This is a genomic window from Nocardioides convexus (genome assembly GCF_011090295.1).
Map to the genome: position 1 here is coordinate 1 of NZ_JAAMYA010000001.1, position 23,472 is coordinate 23,472.

The window sequence follows — 23,472 nt, forward strand, 5'->3', positions numbered from 1 at the left end:
AACAGTGTGTCATGCATAGATTCGATTGTGACGTTTGTGTGCTTTCGATCATGCGGCTTTGGTCGTGTGGTTGTTTGCTTGTCAATGAAGTGATTCTGTGGACAGAGATGTCAGCAGTTTGAAGTTTGTTGGGATTTTGATTTTCTTATGGAGAGTTTGATCCTGGCTCAGGACGAACGCTGGCGGCGTGCTTAACACATGCAAGTCGAGCGGAAAGGCCCTTTCGGGGGTACTCGAGCGGCGAACGGGTGAGTAACACGTGAGTAATCTGCCCTGCGCTCTGGGATAGCCACCGGAAACGGTGATTAATACCGGATATGACTGCTACCCGCATGGGTTGGTGGTGGAAAGTTTTTCGGCGCAGGATGTGCTCGCGGCCTATCAGCCTTGTTGGTGAGGTAATGGCTCACCAAGGCTTTGACGGGTAACCGGCCTGAGAGGGTGACCGGTCACACTGGGACTGAGACACGGCCCAGACTCCTACGGGAGGCAGCAGTGGGGAATATTGGACAATGGGCGGAAGCCTGATCCAGCAACGCCGCGTGAGGGATGACGGCCTTCGGGTTGTAAACCTCTTTCAGTATCGACGAAGCGACCTTTTGGGGAGTGACGGTAGGTACAGAAGAAGGACCGGCCAACTACGTGCCAGCAGCCGCGGTAATACGTAGGGTCCGAGCGTTGTCCGGAATTATTGGGCGTAAAGGGCTCGTAGGCGGTTTGTCGCGTCGGGAGTGAAAACAGCCAGGCTTAACTGGTTGCTTGCTTTCGATACGGGCAGACTAGAGGTATGCAGGGGAGAATGGAATTCCTGGTGTAGCGGTGAAATGCGCAGATATCAGGAGGAACACCGGTGGCGAAGGCGGTTCTCTGGGCATTACCTGACGCTGAGGAGCGAAAGTGTGGGGAGCGAACAGGATTAGATACCCTGGTAGTCCACACCGTAAACGTTGGGCGCTAGGTGTGGGACCTATTCCATGGGTTCCGTGCCGTAGCCTAACGCATTAAGCGCCCCGCCTGGGGAGTACGGCCGCAAGGCTAAAACTCAAAGGAATTGACGGGGGCCCGCACAAGCGGCGGAGCATGCGGATTAATTCGATGCAACGCGAAGAACCTTACCTGGGTTTGACATACACCGGAAGCCCCCAGAGATGGGGGTCTCTTTGATACTGGTGTACAGGTGGTGCATGGCTGTCGTCAGGCTCGTGTCGTGAGATGTTGGGTTAAGTCCCGCAACGAGCGCAACCCTCGTTCCATGTTGCCAGCGGATTATGCCGGGGACTCATGGGAGACTGCCGGGGTCAACTCGGAGGAAGGTGGGGATGACGTCAAGTCATCATGCCCCTTATGTCCAGGGCTTCACGCATGCTACAATGGCCGGTACAAAGGGCTGCGATCCCGTGAGGGGGGAGCGAATCCCAAAAAGCCGGTCTCAGTTCGGATTGGGGTCTGCAACTCGACCCCATGAAGTCGGAGTCGCTAGTAATCGCAGATCAGCAACGCTGCGGTGAATACGTTCCCGGGCCTTGTACACACCGCCCGTCACGTCACGAAAGTCGGCAACACCCGAAGCCGGTGGCCTAACCCTTGTGGGGGGAGCCGTCGAAGGTGGGGCTGGCGATTGGGACGAAGTCGTAACAAGGTAGCCGTACCGGAAGGTGCGGCTGGATCACCTCCTTTCTAAGGAGCACACCCGCGTCCGGCAGCCGAATGAGTCTGTTGGTGTTATGGGGTGTTCACTAGTGGAACACAATCGTCTTGCTGAGACTTGTCTTGTCGCCTTGTGGTGGTGGGGTGGGTTCTGAACGTGTGGCACGCTGTTGGGTGTCTGAGGCATCAGACGCGTCCGTCCTTTGGTGGGTGGGGGTGCTGGTTGGCTTCTGGTTGTTTGACTTCTTGATAGTGGACGCGAGCATTACACCCGCGTGATCCGGAGTTGTTCGGCGTTTGTCGAGTCTGCTTTGGGTTGGTGTGGGTGTTGTGTTGTTTCGTATCGAATTGATTGTTTTGTGTGTTCTCTTAATCGGTTTGTTCCATGAGGGCCACTGGTGCTGCGGACAGTTTCGGTTGTTTGTGTGTGTTGGTGGTTTGTTGTGGGCAAGTTGTTAAGGGCACATGGTGGATGCCTTGGCATCGAGAGCCGATGAAGGACGTTGGAGCCTGCGATATGCCCTGGGGAGTTGGCAACCGAGCGTTGATCCGGGGATGTCCGAATGGGGAAACCCAGCACGAGTCATGTCGTGTTACCTGCACCTGAATAAAATAGGGTGTGTGGAGGGAACGTCGGGAAGTGAAACATCTCAGTACCGACAGGAAGAGAAAACAACCGTGATTCCGAGAGTAGTGGCGAGCGAAATCGGATGAGGCTAAACCTCAGTTGTGTGATAGCCGGCAGGCGTTGCAGTTGGGGGGTTGTGGGAGTGTTGTTGCCGTCTCTGCCGGGGTGGCGCACAGTAAGAAACCTTAGACGAGGTCGAAGTCCGTTGGAAAGCGGTGCCGTAGCGGGTGATAGCCCCGTAGACGATAGTGTGAGGCTGTGTTCAGCATTTCCCAAGTAACACGCCACTCCTGGAATGGTGTGTGAATCTGGCGGGACCACCCGTTAAGCCTAAATACTCCTCGATGACCGATAGCGGACCAGTACCGTGAGGGAAAGGTGAAAAGTACCCCTGGCGGGGAGTGAAATAGTACCTGAAACCATGTGCCTACAATCCGTCAAAGCCTTATGCCCTTCGGGGTGGGGGTGATGGCGTGCCTTTTGAAGAATGAGCCTGCGAGTTTGCGTTGTGTGGCGAGGTTAACCCGTGTGGGGAAGCCGTAGCGAAAGCGAGTCTGAATAGGGCGTTTGAGTCGCACGATCAAGACCCGAAGCGGAGTGATCTATCCATGGGCAGGTTGAAGCGCCGGTAAGACGGCGTGGAGGACCGAACCCACTTCAGTTGAAAATGGAGGGGATGACCTGTGGATAGGGGTGAAAGGCCAATCAAACTCCGTGATAGTCTGGTTCTCCCCGAAATGCATTTAGGTGCAGCGTTGCGTGTTTCTTGCCGGAGGTAGAGCACTGGATAGCCGATGGGCCCGACCAGGTTACTGACGTTAGCCAAACTCCGAATGCCGGTAAGTGAGAGCGTGGCAGTGAGACTGTGGGGGATAAGGCTTCATAGTCGAGAGGGAAACAGCCCAGACCATCGGCTAAGGCCCCTAAGAGGCGGCTAAGTGGAAAAGGATGTGGAGTCGCAGTGACAACCAGGAGGTTGGCTTGGAAGCAGCCACCCTTGAAAGAGTGCGTAATAGGCTCACTGGTCAAGTGATTCCGCGCCGACAATGTAGCGGGGCTCAAGCCGCCCGCCGAAGCCATGGCATTTGCATTTAACCCAAGCCGCACTTGATGTTGGTTCAGGGGTGCAGATGGGTAGGGGAGCGTCGTGTCACGGGTGAAGGGCCGGAGTGATCCAGGTCTGGACGTGACACGAGTGAGAATGCAGGCATGAGTAGCGAATCACGGGTGAGAAACCCGTGCGCCGATTGATCAAGGGTTCCAGGGTCAAGCCTAATCTGCCCTGGGTAAGTCGGGACCTAAGGCGAGGCCGACAGGCGTAGTCGATGGACAACGGGTTGATATTCCCGTACCGGCAACTTGGCGCCCATGCTGAACCCGGTGATGCTAACCACCCGAAGCGCACGTGACCGATCCCTTCGGGGTGAGGCGTGTGTGTGGAGCGTGGGATCCGACCCGGTAGTAGGCAAGCGATGGGGTGACACAGGAAGGTAGCCCAACCGCCGCGATGGTAGACGGCGGGTAAGCATGTAGGACGTGACCTAGGCAAATCCGGGTTGCAACCCTTTGGTGGGTGAGTCTGAGATGTGATGCCGAGGCCGTAGGGCCGAAGTGGGTGATCCTATGCTGTCGAGAAAAACCTCTAGCGAGCCATGAGCCGCCCGTACCCGAAACCGACTCAGGTGATCAGGTAGAGAATACCAAGGCGATCGAGACAACCATGGTTAAGGAACTCGGCAAAATGCCCCCGTAACTTCGGGAGAAGGGGGGGCCCGGATCGTGTACTCACTTGCTGAGGAAGCGTGAAGGGCCGCAGAGACCAGGGGAAAGCGACTGTTTACTAAAACACAGGTCCGTGCGAAGTTGTAAGACGATGTATACGGACTGACTCCTGCCCGGTGCTGGAAGGTTAAGAGGACGGGTTAGACGCAAGTCGAAGCTCAGAATTTAAGCCCCAGTAAACGGCGGTGGTAACTATAACCATCCTAAGGTAGCGAAATTCCTTGTCGGGTAAGTTCCGACCTGCACGAATGGAGTAACGACTTTCCTACTGTCTCAACCATGGACTCGGCGAAATTGCACTACGAGTAAAGATGCTCGTTACGCGCGGCAGGACGGAAAGACCCCGGGACCTTTACTATAGTTTGGCATTGGTGTTTGGTTCGGCTTGTGTAGGATAGGTGGGAGACTTTGAAGCAGCCACGCCAGTGGTTGTGGAGTCATCGTTGAAATACCACTCTGGTCGTACTAGATGTCTAACCTAGGGCCATGATCTGGTTCAGGGACAGTGCCTGATGGGTAGTTTAACTGGGGCGGTTGCCTCCCAAAATGTAACGGAGGCGCTCAAAGGTTCCCTCAGCCTGGTTGGCAATCAGGTGTTGAGTGTAAGTGCACAAGGGAGCCTTGACTGTGAGACAGACATGTCGAGCAGGGACGAAAGTCGGAACTAGTGATCCGGCGACTCCGAGTGGAAGGGTCGTCGCTCAACGGATAAAAGGTACCCCGGGGATAACAGGCTGATCTTCCCCAAGAGTCCATATCGACGGGATGGTTTGGCACCTCGATGTCGGCTCGTCGCATCCTGGGGCTGGAGTAGGTCCCAAGGGTTGGGCTGTTCGCCCATTAAAGCGGCACGCGAGCCTGGGTTTAGAACGTCGTGAGACAGTTCGGTCCCTATCCGCCGCGCGCGTAGGAAACTTGAGAAAGGCTGTCCCTAGTACGAGAGGACCGGGATGGACGAACCTCTGGTGTGCCAGTTGTACCGCCAGGTGCATGGCTGGTTGGCTACGTTCGGAAGTGATAACCGCTGAACGCATCTAAGCGGGAAGCACGTTTCAAGATGAGGTTTCCCACCCCCTTTGTGGGGTTAAGGCCCCCAACAGATTATTGGGTTGATAGGCCGGAGGTGTACAGCAGCAATGCCCAGCCGACCGGTACTAATAGGCCGAAGACTTGCCACAACAAACCCCCAACACACATCAACAACGATTCGATACACATCGACCCAGGTCGATACAGTTTGATGCTGTCACGGGACAACACACTGCGCGTCCACTACAAGACCAACCCCCACCAACCCCCACCGGGGTTTGGTGGAAGGGTTCATAGAGTTACGGCGGCCATAGCGGCAGGGAAACACCCGGTCCCATCCCGAACCCGGAAGTTAAGCCTGCCAGCGCCGATGGTACTGCAACCGAGAGGCTGTGGGAGAGTAGGACGCCGCCGGACAATCATTCCAGTAGAGGCCACCCTTGCGGGTGGCCTCTACTGTGTTTTGCAGACAGACTTCTACCTCAATAGCGATCAGACGGAACAGGTGCACGGACATGGCAGACCAGCGAGGACGTCGCGACGGCGGATCCCGGGACAGCGGTGGACGGTCGGGTGGCCCCCGGCAGGGTGGTGGTCCCCGCAAGAGCAGCGCGTCGCGGGGCGACAGCGCCTCCCGCGGCAGCGGTTCCGGTCGTGATCGCAAGCCGTCCGAGCGCAAGGACGGGGACCGCAAGCCGACCGGTCGGGGCAAGCCCGCGGGCGGGCGGAGCGGCAAGCCGGCCGAGCGCCGGATCGGCGGCACGCCGGAGCGGCGGGAGCGCACCGTGGAGCAGTCGGTCTACGACGGCCCGCCGCTGCCCGACGAGATCACCGGCGCCGAGTCGAGCCCGCAGGTGCGCGCCCAGGCTGCGCAGTCTGCCGGAGAAGGCTCTCGGTCCGGGTCGCGCGTCACCTCGCCGCGGCCGGACAGATGGTCGACGAGGACCCGGAGATCGCCTACCAGCACTCGCTGGCGGCCAAGGCGCGAGCCGCGCGGATCGCGGTCGTGCGCGAGGCGGTCGGTGAGGCGGCCTACGCCGCGGGCCACTACGCCGAGGCGCTGGCGGAGCCTGCGTGCGGCGAAGCGGATGAACGGCGCGACGGCGTACCTGCCGATCATGGCCGACTGCCACCGGGCCCTGGGCAACCCCACCCGGGCACTGGAGCCTGGCGAAGAGCCCGTCCGTCGTGGGCTTCCCGTCCGCTGCCAAGGCGGAGATGACCATCGTCGAGGCCGGCGCCCGCCGGGACCTCGGCCAGGCTCGACGCCGCGCTGCGCACGCTGGAGGTCTCCCCGCTCAACAGCAAGAGCCGGGAGTCGTGGGTCGTGCGCCTGCGCTACGCCTACGCCGACACCCTCGAGGCGGCGGACCGGCTGAACGACGCCCTGACCTGGTTCCACAAGACCAACGCCATCGACGCTGAGGAGATCACCGACGCGGCGGAGCGGGCGGAGGCGCTGGAGAAGCGGATCGACCGCTCCTGAGGCTCACTCGGCGGCGTCGCGGCCGGCAATCGTGACGATCGCCTTGTCCGCGCCCGCCGGCTGGGTGTCCCACCGGATGTCCTCGCGGTAGGCGATCTGGATCTGGTCGATGACCGCGACGGCGGGCTCGTCGGACTCCACCTTGAGCACGATCGAGTCGCCGGCGACCAGGCGTTGGCCCTGCGGGTCGAGCAGGTCGGCGCAGAACTGGTCCGGTTGGGTGGTGACGCCGACGGTGCCGCGCCGGCACAGCAGCGGGGTCACGCGGAGGTCGGAGCTCGTCCTCGCGTGCACCTTCACCCCCGAGATCCGCAGGGTGCGGCCGAAGTCGTCGGAGGCGGCGAACATGCCGACGTACAGCGGGGTGCCGACCACACCACTGGCGCTGATCGTCTTGTCGCTGGTCGGCGACTTCTCCGGGGTCATGGCGTACCAGACCAGCCAGCCGACCAGCAGGAGGACCGCGGCGACGGCGATGACGATGCGCCGCCCGCGCGACTGCAACGAGATCCGGGGGAGCGGCGGCTTGCGCAGGGCGCGGTCCCGGTCGGTCATGGTCGAACCTTAGGACACCAGGACCGGGGTGCCCGGCACCTGCCACACTCCGGTGCATGAGTTTCCCGGCGGGCCGGATCCCGGCACAACCGAAGCGCCCCACGCTCGAGGGCAGCGTGGCGGTGCGCGACGGCCGGCGGCTGAGCCTTCGCGGAGTACGGTTCACCGCGGGGGCCGGCGCTGGTGTGGATGCACGGCACACCGGGTGCGCGGCGGCAGATCCCGGTCGATGCCCGGCGGTACGCCGAGGAGGCCGGCCTGCGGATCATCGGCATCGACCGCCCGGGGATCGGCTCGTCCACGCCGTACCTGTATCCGGAGGTGCTGGACTGGACCCGCGACCTGGAGGCTCCTGCTGGATGCCCTGGCCGTGGAGGACCCGCGGGTGATCGGGCTGTCGGGCGGAGGGCCGTACGCGCTGGCGGCCGGCGCCGCGCTGCCGGACCGGGTGCGGGGCGTGGGGGTGCTGGGCGGGGTCGCCCCGACCCGCGGTCCGGACGCCGCCGAGGGCGGCATCATCCAGGCTCGCCGTGCACGCCGCTCCGCTGCTCGCGGCGACCCGGGTCCCGCTGGGGGTGGCGCTGACCGGTGCCATCCGCAGCGTGCGGCCGCTGGCGGGCCCGGCGCTCGACCTGTACGCCGCGCTGCAGCCGCCGGGCGACAAGAACCTGCTCGGGCGCCCGGAGTTCAAGGCGATGTTCCTCGACGACCTGCTCAACGGGAGCCGCTTCCAGACCTCGGCGCCGCTCGCGGACCTGGTCCTGTTCACCCGGGACTGGGGTTTCGGCCTGGGCGAGGTACGGGTGCCGGTGCGGTGGTGGCACGGGGACGACGACCACATCGTGCCCTTCCGGCACGGCCAGCACTGCGTGGACCGACTGCCGGACGCCACGATGACCGTCATCGACGGCGAGAGCCACCTCGGTGGGCTCGGCATCGCCCAGCAGGTGATGGACGCCCTGGTGGCGCTGGGCGCCCGCTAGGCTGACGTCACGCAGGACACACCGCGTAACCACTGGTGTCCTGCCGTCCCATGGGTAACAATGGGCACGACAACCACACAAGTGTCGCTCAGGTGACGGTGACTGCCGCTCCGTGACGACGAACCACCTCCGAGGAGACCGCTGGGGAAGGCGCATCTCGCGTCGGAGGTAGGGGAGAAGTCGAGGAGTTGTCGTGACCGGAAGCATGAGTGCAACCAGGGGCGTGTTCTACGTCCACTCTGCGCCGTCCGCGCTGTGCCCTCACATCGAGTGGGCGGTGGGCGGCGTGCTCGGCGTACCCGTGAACCCTCACTGGACGCCGCAGCCCGCACAGTCGGGCAGCCTACCGCTGCGAGTTCTCGTGGTCGGGCAAGGTCGGCGCGGCGGCCGAGATGGCCTCCGCGCTGCGCGGGTGGAACCACCTGCGCTTCGAGATCACCGAGGAGCCGACGCCGGCGACCGAGGGTGCGCGCTTCTCGTACACCCCCGACCTCGGCGTCTTCCACGCCGTCACCGGCATCCACGGGGACATCATGATCCCCGAGGACCGGCTCAAGGCCGCCGTCGTGCGCGCGGCCCTCGGCGAGGTGACCCTGGAGATCGAGATCGACAAAGCCTGCTCGGCAAGCCCTGGGACGACGAGCCTGGAGACCTTCCGGCACGCCGGCGAGGGCGCCCCGGTGCGCTGGCTGCACCAGGTCGTCTGACCAGCCCCTGGAACCCGAAGCAGAAGGCCCCGGCGCGATCGCGCCGGGGCCTTCTGTGCGTCTGCGGAGAGTCGTCAGAGGGGGATGTTGCCGTGCTGCCCGCGACGTACGCCGTGGGCGTGCACCTCGTCCAGCAGTGCCCCCGCGAGCGCGGTGCGGGTCGCGGCCGGACTGACGATCTCGTCCACGACGCCGATCTCGACCGCGCGCTCCACGCCGCCGGCGATCCGCTCGTGCTCGGCGGCGAGACTCGGCCTCCACCTGGTCGCGCAGGCTCGGGAGCGACCTCGGCGAGGCGGCGCCGGTGCAGGATCCGGACCGCGGCGAGCGGGCCCATCACCGCGATCTCCGCGCCCGGCCAGGCGAAGACCCGAGTGGCGCCGAGGGAGCGGGAGTTCATCGCGATGTAGGCACCGCCGTAGGACTTGCGGGTGACCAGGGTGACCCGGGGCACCGAGCACTCGGCGAAGGCGTGCAGCAAGCTTCGCCCCGCGTCGTACGACGCCGTCCCACTCCTGGCCGACGCCGGGCAGGTAGCCCGGGACGTCCACGACCACCAGCAGCGGGATGCCGAAGGCGTCGCACATCCGCACGAACCGGGACGCCTTCTCCGCCGAGGGGGAGTCCAGGCAGCCGCCGAGACGCAGCGGGTTGTTGGCGACGACGCCGACGCTGCGCCCGCCGAGGCGGCCCAGCGCGGTGACGATGTTCGGCGCCCACCCGGCGTGCAGACTCGACCACGGTCTCCGGGTCGAGGATGCCCTCGACGAGCGGGTGCACGTCGTACGCGCGCTTGCGGGACTCGGGCAGGATCGCGGCGAGGTCGCGGTCCTCGACCGCCTCCGCGTCCAGCCGGCCCTGCGCGCCGACGAGCACCGAGACGGCCCGGGCCTTGGCGAGCGCCTCGTCCTCGGTGGTGGTGACGATGTGCACGACGCCGGAACGACGCCCGTGCGGCTCCGGGCCGCCGAGGCGCAGCATGTCGACGGCCTCGCCGGTGACGGAGCGGACGACCTCGGGACCGGTGACGAAGATCCGGCCCTCCGGGCCGAGGATGACCACGTCGGTCAGCGCCGGCCCGTAGGCCGCGCCCCCGGCCGCCGGGCCCAGCACCACCGAGACCTGCGGGATGACGCCGGACGCGGCGGTCATCACCTCGAAGATCCGGCCGACGGCGTGCAGGGAGAGCACGCCCTCGGCGAGACGCGCCCCACCGGAGTGCCACAGCCCGATGATCGGGATGCGGTCGGTGAGAGCGCGGTGGTAGGCATCGACGACGACCGTGCAGCCGTCGTTGCCCATCGCGCCACCCATGACGGTCGCGTCGGAGCAGAACGCCACCACGCGGGCGCCGTCGACCGTGCCGGTCGCGGCCATCATCCCGCAGTCAGGGTCACCGGTAGGGAGGAGTTCCAGTGACCCTGGATCGAGGAGGGCACCGAGCCGCTTGAGCGGGTGGCGAGGGTCGTCCTCGCGCGGCGGCTTGGTGGCCGGGGAAGTGGTCTGGGTGGCGGTCATCAGCCCACCGAGCCGAACACGACGGCGACGTTCGCGCCGCCGAAGCCGAAGGAGTTGTTGAGCGCTGCGATGTCGCCGAGCGGCAGGTCGCGGACCTTCGTGGCGACGTCGAGCTCGACCTGCGGGTCCTGCTCGTCGAGGTTGATCGTGGGCGGAGCCGTGCGGTGGTGGATCGCGAGCACCGTCGCGACGGCCTCCAGGGCGCCGGCGCCGCCGAGCAGGTGGCCGGTCATCGACTTGGTCGCCGAGACGACCAGGCTCGCCGGCGTGCGCGCCGAGGACGGCGTGCAGCATGAGCGACTCGGCGACGTCGCCCTGCGGGGTGGACGTGGCGTGCGCGTTGACGTGCGCGATGTCGCCGGGGGAGACCCCGGCGTCCTGCACGGCGAGGCGGATCGCCCGCGCGCCGCCGCGGCCGGCCGGGTCGGGCTGGGCGATGTCGTGGGCGTCGGCGGTGATGCCGGCGCCGAGCACCTCGGCATAGATCCGGGCGCCGCGGGCCTGGGCGTGCTCCAGCGACTCCAGGACCAGGGCGCCCGCGCCCTCACCGAGCACGAAGCCGTCGCGGCCGGTGTCGAAGGGACGGGAGACGGTGGCCGGGTCGCCGTCGTTCTTCGACAGCGCCATCATGTTGGCGAAGGCGGCGATCGGCAGCGGGTGGATCGCGGCCTCGGTGCCGCCGGCGATCGCGACGTCGACCCGGCCGAGCCGGATCTGGTCGACGGCCAGCGAGATCGCCTCGTTGCCCGACGCGCACGCCGAGACCGGCGTGTTGACCGGGCCGCGGGCGCCGAGCTTGAGGCTGATGGTGGCGGCCGGGGCGTTGGCCATCAGCATGGGTACGGCGATCGGGGAGACCCGACGCGGACCCTTCTCGAGCAGCGTCTCGTGGTTGGACAGCAGCGTCTGCACGCCGCCGATGCCGGAGGCGAAGGCGACGCCGAAGCGCTCGCCGTCGAGGTCCCCGGCCTCCTGCGCGGCGTCCAGGCCGGAGTCGCCCCAGGCCTCGAGGGCCGCGACGAGCGCGAGCCTGCGAGGAGCGGTCGAGGCGGCGGGCGACGACCCGGTCGAGGACCTCTGTGGGGTCCACGGCGGCCGGGGCGCCGATGGTCACGGGGAGGCCTTCAGCCACGTCGCCGAGGTGACGTACCCCCGAACGGCCGGCGAGCAGGCCCTCCCAGGTGCTGGCGGCATCGCCACCGAGCGGGCTGGTGGTGCCCAGGCCGGTGACGACGACACGGGTGCGCGACATGGCTGAAGGTCTCCGTCCGGATCAGGCGGCGCGGTTGCGCTCGATGTAGGCGACGGCGTCGCCGACGGTCTTGAGGTTCTTGACCTGGTCGTCGGGGATGGTGACGCCGAACTTCTCCTCGGCCTCGACCACGACCTCGACCATGGACAGGGAGTCGACGTCCGGTCGTCGCTGAACGACTTGTCGAGTCTGGACGCTGTCGGCGGGGATGCCGGCGACCTCGTTGACGATGTCGGCGAGGGCGGCGCGGATCTCTTCGGTGCTCATCTTCTTCTCCAGTGTTGTTGGTGGGAACTCGAGGGGTCAGGGGACGGTGACGACCTGGGCGGCGTACGCCAGGCCGGCACCGAAGGCGATGAGGAGGGCGGTGTCGCCGGACCGCGCGTCGCCGTCGGCGATCATCCGGTCGAGGGCCATCGGGATCGAGGCCGCGGAGGTGTTGCCGGCGTCGACGATGTCACGGGCGATCTTCACGGTCTCGGGGAGCCGGAGGGTGCGCGCCATCGCGTCCGTGATCCGGTTGTTGGCCTGGTGCGGGACGAAGCAGTCGAGGCTCCTCCACGCTGACGCCGGCGCGGTCGAGGGCCTGCTGGGCCACCTTCGCCATGCTGTACGACGCCCAGCGGAACACCTCGTTGCCCTTCATCGCCAGGTAGGGCATGCCGGTGCCTGCAGCCACGACCTCGCGCCAGTCGGGGGTGCGGATGTGGTCGTAGTGCTCGCCGTCGGAGCCCCACACGACCGGGCCGATGCCGGGCGTCCCGGATGGTCCCACGACGACCGCGCCGGCGCCGTCGGCGAAGATGAACGCCGTCCCGCGGTCGGTCGGGTCGGTGATGTCGGAGAGCCTTCTCCACGCCGATCACGAGGACGTGCTGCGCGCTGCCACCGCGCACCATGTCGGAGGCCAGCGCGACGCCGTGGCAGAAGCCGGCGCAGGCCGCGGAGATGTCGAAGGCGGCCGGCTGGTTCGTGCCCAGCGCGTGGGCGATCGCGGTCGCGGCGGAGGGGGTCTGGAGCAGGTGGCTGACCGTGGCGACGACCACTGCGTCGACCTGCTGGGCGTCGATCCCGGCCCGCTCCAGCGCGGTGCGCGCCGCGGCGACGGACATCGAGACGACCGTCTCGCTGTCGTCGGCGAAGCGGCGGGTCTTGATGCCCGAGCGCTGCTGGATCCACTCGTCGCTGGAGTCGATCGCGTCCACGACCTCGGCGTTGGGCACGACGCGGGCGGGTCGGTACGCGCCGACGCCGAGGATCGCGGCGTACCGTGCGCCGGTCTCGACCTGGAGCGTGGTCACGCCGGGACGACCTCGGGGTAGAGGCGTAGCAGGGGCTGGCCGGGGGCGACCGGGTCGCCGTCCTCGACGAGCCACTCGACGACCTGGCCGCCGTGGGCCGCGGTCACCGCGATCCGGTCGCGCAGGCTGGCGACGTCGCCGATGGTGACCCCGGCGCCGAGCACGTCGGCGTCCGCGGCCTCCTCGGAGCGGTGGAAGACGCCCTTGGCGGGGGAGACGACCATCCGCCAGGTGGGGCTGGACTCCATCGTGGAGGGCTCGCCGTGCCGCTCGCAGAAGGCGCGGGCGTCGTCGAGCCTGGTCGGGGGTGCTGAGGGCGAAGGTCTCCACGCTCATCCCGCGGTCGCGGAAGAAGCGCTTCGCGATGCCGGTCAGGGTGCCGGCCGGCGGGATCTCCAGCAGGCCCGTGATGCCGATGTCGGCCATCGTCTCCAGGCACAGGTCCCAGCGGACCGGGCGCGCGATCTGGCCGACGATGCGCCGCAGCACCTCGCGGCCGTCGTGGACCACGGTGCCGTCGGTGTTGGAGATGAAGCGGGTCCGCGGGTCGTGCGTGGAGACCGAGCGGGCCAACGAGGCGACGTGGTCGACGGCCGGGGCCATGTGCACGGAGTGGAAGGCTCCCGCGACCGACAGCGGGCGCAGGCGCGCGCCCTGGGGAGCGGCCTCGGCGAAGGCGGCCAGCCTGCTCGGTCGTGCCGGCGGCGACGATCTGGCCGGGGCCGTTGTCGTTGGCAGGGGTGAGGCCGTGCTGCGTGAGCGCGGCCAGCACCTCCTCGCGGTCGCCGCCGAGGATGGCGGTCATCCCGGTCGGGGTCACCGCGGCGGCCTCGGCCATCGCCCGGCCGCGCTCGCGGACCAGGACCATGGCCTGCTCGGCGGTGATCACCCGGGCGCCGACGGCCGCGGTGATCTCGCCGACGCTGTGGCCAGCGACCGCACCGAGGCCGCGGTAGGCGTCCGCCGGGTGCGGGTAGAGCCTGCAGCGTGGTCACCAGCGCGGAGCCCACGAGCAGCGGCTGCGCGATCTGGGTCTCGCGGATGGTCGCCTCGTCTGCGTTCGTGCCGTAGTGCGCCAGGTCGAGGCCGGCGACGGCCGAGAGCCAGTCGATCCGGGCGGCGAAGGTCGGGTCCTCCAGCCAGGGGGACAGGAATCCGGGGGTCTGTGCCCCTTGTCCGGGGGCCACGATCACGAGCACGGATCCAGAGTGCCGGGCGGGCGGACCCGATCGCGCATCCGGCGCCGACGAATCTCGCGGCAAGGCTTTGTGGGAGTCCTACAAGTTGGATGGGCTGAGCGCGACCGGCTCCCGCCGCGCTGCCGGCTAGTCGGACTGGCGCCCCAGCACGAGCGCCAGCCTGGAGCACCAGCGCGTCGCGGGGGACGGACGGGGTGAGCCCGGTGAGGTCGCCGATCTGCCCAAGCCGGTAGCGCACCGTGTTGGCGTGCACGAACAGCGCGCGGGCGGTCGACTCGATGGCACCCCCGTGGGCGAAGTAGGCCACCAGGGTCTCCACGAGACTCGCCGCGGGCCTCCGTGAGCGGGCGGTAGAGCCTGCTCGACGGCCTCCGTGCGGGCCTCGGCGTCACCGGCGAGGATCCGCTCGGGGAGCAGGTCGTGCGCGGAGACCGGGCGCGGGGCGCCGGGCCAGCCGACCGCGGCACGCAGCGCACCGAGGGCGACCCGGGCGGAGGCGTGCGCGTGGGCGAGGTCGACGGCCACCGGGCCGACCACGACGGCACCCTCGCCGAACACCTCCAGCAGGGCGGCGGCGTCCTTCTCGGGGGCGTTGACGCCACCGAGGATCACCACCAGCAGGTGGCCCTGGACGGCGCAGAGGGCGTCCAGGCCGCGCTCCTGGGCCGCACGTCGTACGGCGTCGAAGACCCCGGCCTGCGCCCAGGCGGCCTCCGCGGGAGCGGTGCCGACGACCACGGCGACCTCGCCGCGGGCCGCCCAGCCGACCGCGCTCGCGCGGGACAGCACGGACTCGTCGGTCTCGGCGCGGAGGACGGCGTCGACGACGAGCGCCTCCAGGCGCGCGTCCCAGCGACCGCGGACCTCCGCGGCACGGGCGTAGACCTCGGCGGTGGCGAAGGCCACCTCGCGCCCGTAGCGCAGCACGGCGGCGTGCACCTCGGCCATCACGTCGGGCTCGAGGAGCAGGCTGGACGTTGCGCTCGACCTCGTCGATGGTGAGTCTTGATCAAGTCGACGGTCTGGTGCAGGTCCACGGCGCCGGCCATCGTGCGCGGCGCCGCGCCGAAGACCTGGACGACGACCTCCTGGTCCGCCGGGTCCGCGCCGCCGCCGTCGGCGAACCAGTCCACGAAGCCCTGGACACCGGCCTGGACGATCATCCCGACCCAGGAGCGCTCCTCGGCGCCGAGCTCCCGGAACCAGGCCAGGTCGGCCTCCATCCGGGTGACCGCGGCGGTGCTGAGCGAGCCGGTCGCGGCGCGCAAGCTGCCGGGTGGCGCTCTCCCGGGCAGCCGGGCCGGTGGGGGACATGTCCCCAGCCTAGGTCCCGTCGGGGACCGGGGATCCGGACGGGTGCTGTCGCAACCGCGCCGTCGCGTGGTTGAATCGTCCACCACCCGCTAGCAGGAGCAAGCGCCTGCTAGCACGACGGCGAGGGGGAGCCGCCATGGCGGGTACGACCCACGAGGTGCAGTACGTCACCCTGCACGGCAAGCGCCGCGCCTTCGTGAAGCAGGGCAGCGGCCCAGCGCTCCTGCTGCTGCACGGACTGGCCTGCGACCACACCACGTGGACCCCGGTGATCGACGCGCTGGCGGAGAAGTACACCGTCATCGCCCCCGACCTTCTCGGCCACGGCCTGTCCGACAAGCCGCGCGCCGACTACACCCTCGGCGGCTACGCCAACGGGATGCGGGACCTGCTCACCGTCCTCGGCATCGACAAGGTGACCGTCGTCGGGCACAGACTTCGGCGGCGGGGTGGCGATGCAGTTCGCCTACCAGTTCCCCGAGCGGACCCAGCGGGTGATGCTGGTGTCCACCGGCGGCCTCGGGCCCGACGTCACGCCGCTGATCAAGGCTGATCCAGGTGCCCGGCTGGTTCCGGGTGATGGGCGCGCTCACCCTGCCCGGCGTGCGCCACCTGGAGACCTTCGCGCTCCGCACCGCCCACCAGTACGGCGACCTGGGGCCCCTGCGCAAGGTCACCCGCGACCTCGACGAGGTCGCCGACATCGTCGAGTCGTGGAAGGACCGGCGGACCCGGTTCGCGATCCGGCACCTGGTCCGGGCGGTGATCGACTGGCGCGGCCAGATCGTGACGATGTCGGACCGCGCCTACCTCAGCGACGCGATGCCGATGGCGGTCGTGTGGGGACGCCAGGACCAGGTGATCCCGGTGCGGCACGCGAGCAACGCCGCGGCCCTCGCGCCGGACGTGCGGGTCGAGGTGCTGGAGGACGCCGGGCACTTCCCGCACAAGAACCACCCCGAGGAGTTCGCGCGGATCCTCGACGACTTCGTCAGCACGACCGAGCCGGCGACGTACAACCGCGCCCGGTTCCGCCGGATGCTCACCGCCGGCGCCTCGGCCCCGGTCACGACCGTCGCTCCGGCGGCGCAGCCCGCACCCGCGTAAGGAAGTCCGCGCGCCGGTGTCCTCCCGGTGTGAGTGGCAAGTGGTCCTGGCGGATGGTTCTCGGCAGGCTTCGTGACCGTGGTGGGTCTCACCACGGGCATCGCCGGTGCCGGTACGGCGCTGGTCGCGCTCCCGAGCCAGGTCGCGGGCCGCTGACGACGACGAGGGGCGCGAAGAACCTCTCCTCCTCGCGCCCCTCGTCATGTCGCACGGTCAGGCGTCGCCGCCCTCCTGCTGGACCCCGGCGACCGCGGTCGGGTCATCGATGCGGTACTTCTCCAGCGCGTCCTTGACCCGGCCCGGGTCGATCTCGCCGGCGTCGGCCAGCGCGGCGAGCGCCTGCACGACGACCGAGGGGGCGTCGACCTGGAAGAAGCGCCGCGCCGCCGGGCGGGTGTCGGCGAAGCCGAACCCGTCGGCACCGAGCACCCGGTAGTCGGCGGGCACCCACGGCGCGATCTGCAGCGGTACGGCGGTCATGTAGTCCGACACGGCCACGACCGGCGCGTTCGCCGTCTCGCCCTCGCCCAGCACCTTCGTGACGTACGCCGTGCGGTGGGCCTCCTCCGGGTGGAGCAGGTTCCACTTGCCGGTCGCGATGCCGTCGCGGGCCAGGCTCGTTCCACGAGGTCACCGACCAGGTCTCCGCCTGCACGCCCCAGTCGTCGGCGAGCATCTGCGCCGCCTCGACGATCCACGGGAAGCCGACGCCGGAGGCGAGCAGGCGCACCCGCGGGCCCTCGGCGTCGGGCGCCGCGCTGACCCGGTACATGCCCTTGAGCAGGCCGGCCACGTCGAGGTCCGCGGGCTCGGCGGGCTGGGCGACCGGCTCGTTGTAGACGGTGAGGTAGAAGATGATGTCCTCGCCGAGCGGGTGCTCCTCGCTGGTGCCGTACATCCGCTCCAGACCCGAGCGCATGATGTGGCCGACCTCGTAGCCGAAGGCCGGGTCGTAGTGCACGACCGCCGGGTTGGTCGCCGCGATCAGCGGCGAGTGGCCGTCGGCGTGCTGCAGGCCCTCACCGGTGAGCGTCGTGCGTCCGGCGGTGGCGCCGACGAGGAAGCCGCGCGCGAGCCTGGTCGGCCATCGCCCAGATCGAGTCGCCGGTGCGCTGGAAGCCGAACATCGAGTAGAAGATGTAGAACGGGATCATCACCTCGCCGTGCGTGGAGTACGACGACCCGGCCGCGGTCGCGGAGGCCATCGCGCCGGCCTCGGAGATGCCCTCGTGCAGCATCTGGCCCTGCGGCGACATCTTGTACTGCAGCAGCATGTTGCGGTCGACGGACTCGTACTTCTGCCCGGCCGGGTCGTAGACCTTCGCCGAGGGGAACATCGAGTCCATGCCGAAGGTGCGGTACTCGTCGGGCGCGATCGGGACGATGCGCTTGCCGATCTCGGGGTCCTTCATCCAGTCCCGCAGGAGCCGGACCGCCGCCATGGTGGTGGCCACCTTGTGGTTGCCGGCGCCCTTCTTGAGCTCGGCGTACGTCGCATCGCCGGGGAGCCTTCGGCGGCTTCGCCCGGATGACGCGGCGCGGGATCGAGCCGCCGAGCCTGGCGCCGGCGCTCCATCATGTACTCGATCTCGGGGGAGTCCGCCCCGGGGTGGAAGAAGGGCGCGGTCCCGGTGGACTCGTAGGCGGTCTCCAGGTCCCGGTCGCTGATCGGCAGGTAGAGCCGGTCGCGGAACTTCTTGAGGTCGTCCTGGGTGAGACTTCTTCATCTGGTGGGTCGCGTTGCGGCCCTCCAGGGCGTCGATCGTCCAACCCTTGACGGTGTGCGCCAGGATCACCGTCGGCTGGCCGACGTGCTTGGTGGCGGCGTCGAAGGCGGCGTACACCTTGCGGTAGTCGTGGCCGCCGCGCGGCGAGCTTCTCGATCTGGCGGTCGGTCATGTGCTCGACCATCGCCCGCAGCCGGGGGTCCGGCCCGAAGAAGTGCTCGCGGTTGTAGGCGCCGCTCTCGACCGAGAAGGTCTGGAAGGCGCCGTCGGGGGTGCTGTTCATCTGGTTGACCAGGACACCGTCGACGTCCTTGGCGAGCAGGGCGTCCCACTCGCGGCCCCAGACGACCTTGATGACGTTCCAGCCCGCGCCGCGGAAGTTGGCCTCCAGGCTCCTGGATGATCTTGCCGTTGCCGGTGACCGGGCCGTCGAGTTCGCTGCAGGTTGCAGTTGATCACCCAGGTGAGGTTGTCGAGGCTCCTCGCGGGCGGCGATCCGGATCGCGCCGAGGGACTCCGGCTCGGCCATCTCGCCGTCGCCGAGGAAGGCCCACACGTGCTGGTCGGCGGTGTCCTTGATGCCGCGGTTCTCCAGGTAGCGGTTGAACCGCGCCTGGTAGATCGAGTTGATGCCGGTCAGGCCCATCGAGACCGTCGGGAACTCCCAGAAGTCCGGCATCAGTCGCGGGTGCGGGTACGACGGCAGGCCGGCGCCCTTGCCGTGCTGGACCTCCTGGCGGAACCGGAAGAGTCTGCTCCTCGGTGAGCCGGCCCTCCAGGTAGGCGCGGGCGTAGATGCCGGGGGAGGCGTGGCCCTGGATGAAGAGGCTGGTCGCCGCCGCCGGGGTGGTCCTTGCCGCGGAAGAAGTGGTTGAAGCCGACCTCGTAGAGGCTCGCACTGGACTGGTACGTCGCGATGTGGCCGCCGACCTCCAGTCCCTTGCGGTTGGCGCTGGAGACCATCACCGCGGCGTTCCAGCGCAGGAAGGCGCGGATCCGGCGCTCGACGTCCTCGTCGCCGGGGAACCACGGCTCGCGCTCGGGCGGGATGGTGTTGATGTAGTCCGTGCTGCGCAGGGCCGGCACGCCGACCTGCTTCTGCCGCGCGCTCTCCAGCAGGCGCAGCATCACGTAGCGCGCACGCTCGCGTCCGCGCTCGTCGACGAGGGCGGTGAAGGAGTCGATCCAGTCCTTCGTCTCGTCCGGATCGATGTCCGGCAGGCTGCGTGGGGAGGCCCTCGTGGATGACCGAGGCGGGACGGGCGGCCGGGGTGGGGCCGGAGCTTGTGGCATCGGGGGTGTCGGAGGTCACCAGGCCATCCTTCCACTCGAATCCAGGGCGGGAAATCTACCCAGCAGTATCTTCGGGAGGGCCGCGAATCTACCGAGGAGTACGTTCGTGACGCGGTCGTCCTGCGCCTGCCGATCGAGCGTGCTGGCCGCGGGCGCCCTGGCGCTCGTCGACGACCATCCCAGCGCGTCCAACATTGTCGTCCTCGCTGAGCGGCGGGGTGTGGCGTGAGCGTCAGCCTGGGTGCCGTTCTCGCCCCTCACCGTCGACTCGCTGGTCGCGGCCGCCATCAACGCGGCCTCCTTCGGTGGCCGTGACGGGTACGTGCTCGCCTTCGAGTCTCGCCGACGCCGTGGCGCAGCGGGTGACCGGCAGGAACGCGGACAACGCGTCCGCGCACTCCATCGAGGTCGGGCAGAGGGTGCGCGCTGGCGACGAGGCGAGGGCGTGATGGGCCCGCTCCTGCGCAGCGACGACGTCCCGCTCGCCGACCCCGAGCGGTGCCAGTTCGCGCTCTGCCGCAACGAGCAGGGGTACGCCGTCGAGCCTGCCCTCTTCGGGCACCTGGCTGGTGTGCTCGCTGCATGTCACGCCCGTCGTGGTGTGGGGAGTGCCCGACGGGGAGCGGGACGCCACGATCCGCGACCTCTCGCGCGGCGATCGGGACGCGGCGTGAGCCTGCAGCCGGTCAGCCGGCTGGCAACCGCGGCGTCCCGCGAAGTGACAATCTCCGTTGAATGTGGTGTGTCGCAGTCGCCACTCTTTGCCGGTATGAGTTATGGAGATACGCCTCTCGCCCTGGTTACCTCGGGCCACCACGACGACCCGGTCGCCGCCTTCATCGACTGGCTCGAGTTCGCAGGGCTTGGCCGATCGCACGGTCCACCAGCGCGCGATGATCGCCCGCCGGCTGTTCCTCGAGCACGGCACGCTGGTGCTCACGCAGCGGCAGATCCTCGACTGGCTGCAGCCGTACAAGGGCTGGACCCGGCGTACCTACCAGAACCACTTCATCTCGCTCGGGAAGTGGGCGATGGAGGCCGGGCTGGCGAGCTCGAACCCCGTGACCGCGATCCGCCCGGCACCGTCCCCTCGCCCGCGGCCGAAGCCGCTCCTGGAGGAGGAGGTCGACGTACTCCTGACCCATGCGACCGGCGACGTGCGGGCCTGGCTGCTGCTCGGGCTCTACGCCGGCATCCGGCGGTTCGAGATCGCCAAGTTCCGCGGCCTCGACATCAGCCAGCGGTCGATCAACCTCGTCGGCAAGGGCGGCCAGGCCGAGATGGTGCCAACGCACCCTGTGCTGTGGGAGGCTCGCCCAGGACTACCCCCGCCGCGACTTCTGGTTCCCCCGCGAGGACGGCGGTCACATCACGACCGGCAAGATCAACCGGGAGATCCACAAGGCTCTACGAGGCCCACGGGATCAGCGGCAACATCCACCGCACCCGGGCCACCTACGGCACCCGGCTGCTCCGGGCCGGCGCCAACATCAAGGTCGTCCAGGAGCCTGCTCCGGCACCGCACGCTGTCCTCCACGGAGCACTACGTGCACGCCGCCCGCGACGAGGCCGGCGAGGCGATCCACCTGCTCCCGCCCGCCGCCTGAGCCGGGCGGCTAGAACAGCCTTCCGGTCGCCCTCGCCCGTCGACCAGTGCTCGTCGATCGTGAGCCGCGCGACCTGGCAGTCCCACGCTGCCAGGTCGCGCTCGAGGCGGTCATGGTGCTGCGGCGACGTCTCGGCCTGGCGCTGGCGCAGCTGCGCCCGGACCCGGGCGGCCTGCGCCCGGGTGTACGTCAGCGGATCGATCTCGTCGTCGTCGACGTCGTCGGGCAGGCTCGGCGCCGGCGTACCGCCTCACTCGTCGACCACCGCGTCGGCGATCGCCGCGGCGGCCTCGTCGGCTGCTGCGGCGTAGAAGCTCATTGTCGTGGCGACCGAGGCGTGGCCCATCAGGTCGGCGAGCGCGCGCGGGTCCTTGATGCGCTGATAGCCGACCGTGCCGTACCGGTGTCGGAGGCTTTGTGGAAGCGGACGCCGGCCGGCACCCCTGCGTCGCGGATCGCGGCGTTGACGTAGTGCCCCAGCGTGGTCGACGCCCACCCCTGCGGCCGCCCGGTCACGACGTTGCCCTCCTCGAGGGGCGGGCCGAGGCTCCTCGAGTAGCCGAGCCGACAGAGCTGACCTCGCGGGTCTTGCCGCCCTTGCCTGTCACCCAGGCCTTGCGGGTCTCGACGTCGATGTCCGGCCAGTCCAGACCGGCGGCCTCGGAGACCCGAAGGCCGGCCCAGGTGCCGAGCAGAACGGCGCGGCGCAGCTCGGCCGAGCGGACGGGCAGGCCGGCGATGTGGTTCAGGATCTGGTCGAACTCCCGGCGCGTCGCCGGCCGGGGTTTCCCCTTGCCCTGGGTCGGCGCCTGCAGCCTCACCGATGGGTTGTCGTCGCGGTACTCCCACATCTGGCACCAGGTGTAGAAGGCCCGCACCATCGCGAGGTCGTTGGCTCGGCTCGACCCCTTCCTCGCGCCGCCGTCCTGCAGGTCGACGCGCTGCTCCCACCAGGCCTCGATCTCCTCGCGGGTCGCCGTGCCTGGGTTGCCGATCGAGCGGAGTACTGCACGGCGGCGTCGGAGGGTGTTGGGCGGCTGCAGGCTGCCGCTCGCACCACGCGAGGTACTCGACGGCGACCGCGTCCTCGAGCGGGACTGGTCGGCGGCTCATCGAGCTCCCCGCAGTCGTTCGAGGATGACCAACGGCTCACGGCCGTGGCCCCCTTGGTCCTTCCCGCTGGTCGCCATCCGGCCTGCTTGAAGCAGTAGCCAGGGTTGCTCGAGCGGATCCTCCGCGGGTTGACGTAGGTGTAGAGCCGCACCTCGTCGGGCCACCTTCGCCACGCCAGCCTGTTCAGCATCGATGAGCAATCGAGACGCGAGCGTCGGGCCCTCGTTGCGGAACACCGCGCAGTTCACGCCGCGCTGCCCCGAGGCGTCGTGAAAGCGTCGCCAGGCGAGGAGGGCCTGGTCGTCGTGGGCCAGGAGCACGAGCTTCTCTCCCGGCCCGACGAACAGGGATGGCCGGCGCCCGTCGCGGTAGGAGCGGCGGGAGTAGTGCCGGTCGTACAAGGCTCGCCCGATCGGGTCGCCGTCGCGCGCGGTCCGCCAGTACGACGAGCAGTCTCCGAGATCGCGGGTGTCGAAGAGCGGGGCTGTCACCGGCGCCCTCGTCGGGTGAGGTGCTTGGTCTGGTGCTCGAGGAGCGCCATCGGCGGGGCGGGGTGTGCCTTCACGGGGCAGGTCGCGAAGTGGGTCATGCCGGAGTACTCGAGCGGGCGCTCGACCTGCTCGTCCTTGTGCAGCGCCCGGGCCAGCAGCCGGCCTCGGGCGACGGGCTGGGTGATCGCGACGTTGCCGGCGAGGTCCTCGCGCGGGTCGAATGGCTGCAGGCTTGCCGCCGGGCCCGTTCGGGCCGGCGACTGTGGTGGCCCACACGACGAGGCGCCCGCAGCCGTGGCAGAAGCTCCGGGCGTGCTCGGGGGCTGGGAGGGTGCGCAGGCTCTTCGCGCGGATCCGGTTGGGGGGTGACGGGCGCCGGTGCACTTACAACGGGGGTGGGGTGCGGGCTGGGCGGATCCGGCGGCCGCGATCCGTCGTCGCCGTAGTCGGTCTCGTCGAGGTCCCACAGACTCGTCGCCCTCGAGCACCTGGTCGTGCCCGCAGTCGGGGCACCGGAAGGCGTAGAGCCGCGTCGGGGTGTCGCTCAGTACGACGCGGCCGCGATCGACGACCTGGTCGACGTCGCCGGCGGCCCGGCGGCCGGTGGCCACGAGCCTGTTCCTCGAGCGAGCCGCAGGTCTCGCACGCGAGCTCGTGGAGCTCGAGGTGGAACCGGAGCGTCGTCGCGGCGGCGTGCCACGGCCCCCAGGTGACCGGGTGCCCGTCCCAGGCC

General features: G+C 68.5%; 17 protein-coding genes, 3 rRNA genes and 9 pseudogenes. 13 read left to right on the forward strand and 16 right to left on the reverse strand.

What is annotated here, in order from left to right; all coding sequences use genetic code 11:
* Nucleotides 1–144: 144 nt before the first annotated feature.
* The 5 genes from G5V59_RS00005 (at nucleotide 145) to G5V59_RS00025 (ending at nucleotide 6,511) form a co-directional block, all read left to right on the forward strand.
* Nucleotides 145–1,677: ribosomal RNA gene (locus G5V59_RS00005) — 16S ribosomal RNA — on the forward strand.
* Between the two features lie 415 nt (nucleotides 1,678–2,092).
* A 23S ribosomal RNA gene (locus tag G5V59_RS00010) occupies nucleotides 2,093–5,235 on the forward strand.
* 151 nt (nucleotides 5,236–5,386) lie between these two features.
* Nucleotides 5,387–5,503, forward strand: a 5S ribosomal RNA gene (gene rrf / locus G5V59_RS00015).
* Together the 16S, 23S and 5S rRNA genes form the textbook arrangement of a ribosomal RNA operon.
* A 514-nt stretch (nucleotides 5,504–6,017) precedes the next feature.
* Nucleotides 6,018–6,308 (forward strand): hypothetical protein, encoded by a 291-nt coding sequence (locus G5V59_RS00020; RefSeq protein WP_278255166.1) that lies wholly within the window; start codon nucleotides 6,018–6,020, stop codon nucleotides 6,306–6,308.
* Nucleotides 6,305–6,511 carry a hypothetical protein gene (locus tag G5V59_RS00025; RefSeq protein WP_278255167.1) on the forward strand — a complete coding sequence of 69 codons (207 nt, stop codon included), beginning with the start codon at nucleotides 6,305–6,307 and terminating at the stop codon, nucleotides 6,509–6,511. The genes G5V59_RS00020 and G5V59_RS00025 overlap by 4 nt, the downstream gene beginning before the upstream one ends.
* Nucleotides 6,512–6,575: 64 nt before the next feature.
* Here G5V59_RS00025 and G5V59_RS00030 read toward each other — a convergent pair whose 3' ends face one another.
* Entirely contained in the window at nucleotides 6,576–7,127 is a 552-nt protein-coding gene (locus G5V59_RS00030; RefSeq protein ID WP_278255168.1) for a hypothetical protein, read from the reverse strand.
* Nucleotides 7,128–7,310: 183 nt separating this feature from the next.
* Between G5V59_RS00030 and G5V59_RS00035 the strand changes: the two genes are divergently transcribed.
* The 4 genes and pseudogenes from G5V59_RS00035 to G5V59_RS00050 form a co-directional block, all read left to right on the forward strand.
* Nucleotides 7,311–7,712, forward strand: a complete 402-nt coding sequence (locus G5V59_RS00035) for a hypothetical protein (protein ID WP_278255169.1) — start codon at nucleotides 7,311–7,313, stop codon at nucleotides 7,710–7,712.
* Nucleotides 7,658–8,110 (forward strand): hypothetical protein, encoded by a 453-nt coding sequence (locus G5V59_RS00040; RefSeq protein ID WP_278255170.1) that lies wholly within the window; start codon nucleotides 7,658–7,660, stop codon nucleotides 8,108–8,110. The genes G5V59_RS00035 and G5V59_RS00040 overlap by 55 nt, the downstream gene beginning before the upstream one ends.
* Before the next feature lie 205 nt (nucleotides 8,111–8,315).
* A pseudogene (locus G5V59_RS00045) lies at nucleotides 8,316–8,384 on the forward strand (DUF3145 family protein); the annotation flags it as partial.
* Between the two features lie 106 nt (nucleotides 8,385–8,490).
* A pseudogene (locus tag G5V59_RS00050) lies at nucleotides 8,491–8,817 on the forward strand (DUF3145 family protein); the annotation flags it as partial.
* A gap of 74 nt (nucleotides 8,818–8,891) precedes the next feature.
* Here the strand turns inward: G5V59_RS00050 and G5V59_RS35350 are convergent.
* The 9 genes and pseudogenes from G5V59_RS35350 to G5V59_RS00100 all read right to left on the reverse strand — a co-directional run bounded on the left by G5V59_RS35350 (nucleotide 8,892) and on the right by G5V59_RS00100 (nucleotide 15,355).
* A pseudogene (locus G5V59_RS35350) lies at nucleotides 8,892–10,335 on the reverse strand (carboxyl transferase domain-containing protein).
* Nucleotides 10,335–11,587: pseudogene (locus G5V59_RS00070) on the reverse strand (beta-ketoacyl-[acyl-carrier-protein] synthase II). The pseudogenes G5V59_RS35350 and G5V59_RS00070 overlap by 1 nt, the downstream one beginning before the upstream one ends.
* 21 nt (nucleotides 11,588–11,608) lie before the next feature.
* Nucleotides 11,609–11,854: an acyl carrier protein gene (locus tag G5V59_RS00075; RefSeq protein WP_278255171.1), complete on the reverse strand. Its 246-nt coding sequence runs from the start codon at nucleotides 11,852–11,854 to the stop codon at nucleotides 11,609–11,611.
* Between the two features lie 36 nt (nucleotides 11,855–11,890).
* A pseudogene (locus G5V59_RS00080) lies at nucleotides 11,891–12,888 on the reverse strand (beta-ketoacyl-ACP synthase III).
* Nucleotides 12,885–13,136, reverse strand: a complete 252-nt coding sequence (locus tag G5V59_RS35355) for a biotin/lipoyl-binding protein (protein ID WP_341351104.1) — start codon at nucleotides 13,134–13,136, stop codon at nucleotides 12,885–12,887. The pseudogene G5V59_RS00080 and the gene G5V59_RS35355 overlap by 4 nt, the downstream one beginning before the upstream one ends.
* A 49-nt stretch (nucleotides 13,137–13,185) precedes the next feature.
* Nucleotides 13,186–14,027, reverse strand: a pseudogene (locus G5V59_RS00085) (ACP S-malonyltransferase); the annotation flags it as partial.
* Nucleotides 14,028–14,295: 268 nt separating this feature from the next.
* Nucleotides 14,296–14,406, reverse strand: a pseudogene (locus tag G5V59_RS00090) (helix-turn-helix domain-containing protein); the annotation flags it as partial.
* A 203-nt stretch (nucleotides 14,407–14,609) separates the two neighbouring features.
* Nucleotides 14,610–15,035, reverse strand: a pseudogene (locus G5V59_RS00095) (PucR family transcriptional regulator); the annotation flags it as partial.
* Nucleotides 15,035–15,355, reverse strand: a complete 321-nt coding sequence (locus G5V59_RS00100; RefSeq protein WP_278255172.1) for a hypothetical protein — start codon at nucleotides 15,353–15,355, stop codon at nucleotides 15,035–15,037. The gene G5V59_RS00100 and the pseudogene G5V59_RS00095, both read right to left, overlap by 1 nt.
* Before the next feature lie 182 nt (nucleotides 15,356–15,537).
* On the opposite strand from G5V59_RS00100, the gene G5V59_RS00105 reads away from it, so the two are divergent.
* Together G5V59_RS00105 and G5V59_RS00110 are read left to right on the forward strand one after the other, a co-directional pair.
* On the forward strand, nucleotides 15,538–15,954 hold the full coding sequence (locus G5V59_RS00105) for an alpha/beta fold hydrolase (RefSeq protein ID WP_278255173.1): 417 nt from the start codon (nucleotides 15,538–15,540) through the stop codon (nucleotides 15,952–15,954).
* Nucleotides 15,955–15,959: 5 nt separating this feature from the next.
* Nucleotides 15,960–16,508: an alpha/beta fold hydrolase gene (locus G5V59_RS00110; RefSeq protein ID WP_278255174.1), complete on the forward strand. Its 549-nt coding sequence runs from the start codon at nucleotides 15,960–15,962 to the stop codon at nucleotides 16,506–16,508.
* Nucleotides 16,509–16,596: 88 nt separating this feature from the next.
* Here G5V59_RS00110 and G5V59_RS00115 read toward each other — a convergent pair whose 3' ends face one another.
* On the reverse strand, nucleotides 16,597–16,719 hold the full coding sequence (locus tag G5V59_RS00115; RefSeq protein ID WP_278255175.1) for a hypothetical protein: 123 nt from the start codon (nucleotides 16,717–16,719) through the stop codon (nucleotides 16,597–16,599).
* 2 nt (nucleotides 16,720–16,721) lie between these two features.
* Nucleotides 16,722–19,456 (reverse strand): annotated as a pseudogene (gene aceE / locus G5V59_RS00120) (pyruvate dehydrogenase (acetyl-transferring), homodimeric type).
* A gap of 178 nt (nucleotides 19,457–19,634) precedes the next feature.
* Here aceE and G5V59_RS00125 point away from each other — a divergent pair.
* On the forward strand, nucleotides 19,635–19,757 hold the full coding sequence (locus G5V59_RS00125) for a hypothetical protein (RefSeq protein ID WP_278255176.1): 123 nt from the start codon (nucleotides 19,635–19,637) through the stop codon (nucleotides 19,755–19,757).
* 3 nt (nucleotides 19,758–19,760) lie between these two features.
* On the opposite strand, the gene G5V59_RS00130 is transcribed toward G5V59_RS00125, so the two are convergent.
* Complete coding sequence (locus G5V59_RS00130; protein WP_278255177.1) at nucleotides 19,761–20,162, reverse strand: hypothetical protein; 402 nt, start codon at nucleotides 20,160–20,162, stop codon at nucleotides 19,761–19,763.
* Nucleotides 20,163–20,391: 229 nt separating this feature from the next.
* Here G5V59_RS00130 and G5V59_RS00135 point away from each other — a divergent pair, with 229 nt between their 5' ends.
* Entirely contained in the window at nucleotides 20,392–21,135 is a 744-nt protein-coding gene (locus G5V59_RS00135; RefSeq protein WP_278255178.1) for a hypothetical protein, read from the forward strand.
* Between the two features lie 345 nt (nucleotides 21,136–21,480).
* Here G5V59_RS00135 and G5V59_RS00140 read toward each other — a convergent pair whose 3' ends face one another.
* Genes G5V59_RS00140 through G5V59_RS00150 form a run of 3 tightly spaced genes read right to left on the reverse strand, consistent with a single transcriptional unit; the run spans nucleotide 21,481 to nucleotide 23,350 of the window.
* Nucleotides 21,481–22,248, reverse strand: a complete 768-nt coding sequence (locus G5V59_RS00140; protein WP_278255179.1) for a hypothetical protein — start codon at nucleotides 22,246–22,248, stop codon at nucleotides 21,481–21,483.
* Complete coding sequence (locus G5V59_RS00145; RefSeq protein WP_278255180.1) at nucleotides 22,245–22,739, reverse strand: hypothetical protein; 495 nt, start codon at nucleotides 22,737–22,739, stop codon at nucleotides 22,245–22,247. Before G5V59_RS00145 ends, G5V59_RS00140 begins: the two co-directional genes overlap by 4 nt.
* Nucleotides 22,736–23,350 (reverse strand): hypothetical protein, encoded by a 615-nt coding sequence (locus tag G5V59_RS00150; protein WP_278255181.1) that lies wholly within the window; start codon nucleotides 23,348–23,350, stop codon nucleotides 22,736–22,738. Before G5V59_RS00150 ends, G5V59_RS00145 begins: the two co-directional genes overlap by 4 nt.
* Between the last annotated feature and the right edge of the window lie 122 nt (nucleotides 23,351–23,472).

Excerpts from the sequence above, each read along its gene's own strand:
- G5V59_RS00020 (WP_278255166.1), top strand. The coding sequence starts at position 6,018 with ATGGTCGACGAGGACCCGGAGATCGCCTACCAGCACTCGCTGGCGGCC.
- G5V59_RS00025 (WP_278255167.1), top strand. The coding sequence starts at position 6,305 with ATGACCATCGTCGAGGCCGGCGCCCGCCGGGACCTCGGCCAGGCTCGA.
- G5V59_RS00030 (WP_278255168.1), bottom strand. The coding sequence starts at position 7,127 with ATGACCGACCGGGACCGCGCCCTGCGCAAGCCGCCGCTCCCCCGGATC.
- G5V59_RS00075 (WP_278255171.1), bottom strand. The coding sequence starts at position 11,854 with ATGAGCACCGAAGAGATCCGCGCCGCCCTCGCCGACATCGTCAACGAG.
- G5V59_RS35355 (WP_341351104.1), bottom strand. The coding sequence starts at position 13,136 with ATGGAGTCCAGCCCCACCTGGCGGATGGTCGTCTCCCCCGCCAAGGGC.
- G5V59_RS00105 (WP_278255173.1), top strand. The coding sequence starts at position 15,538 with ATGGCGGGTACGACCCACGAGGTGCAGTACGTCACCCTGCACGGCAAG.
- G5V59_RS00140 (WP_278255179.1), bottom strand. The coding sequence starts at position 22,248 with ATGAGCCGCCGACCAGTCCCGCTCGAGGACGCGGTCGCCGTCGAGTAC.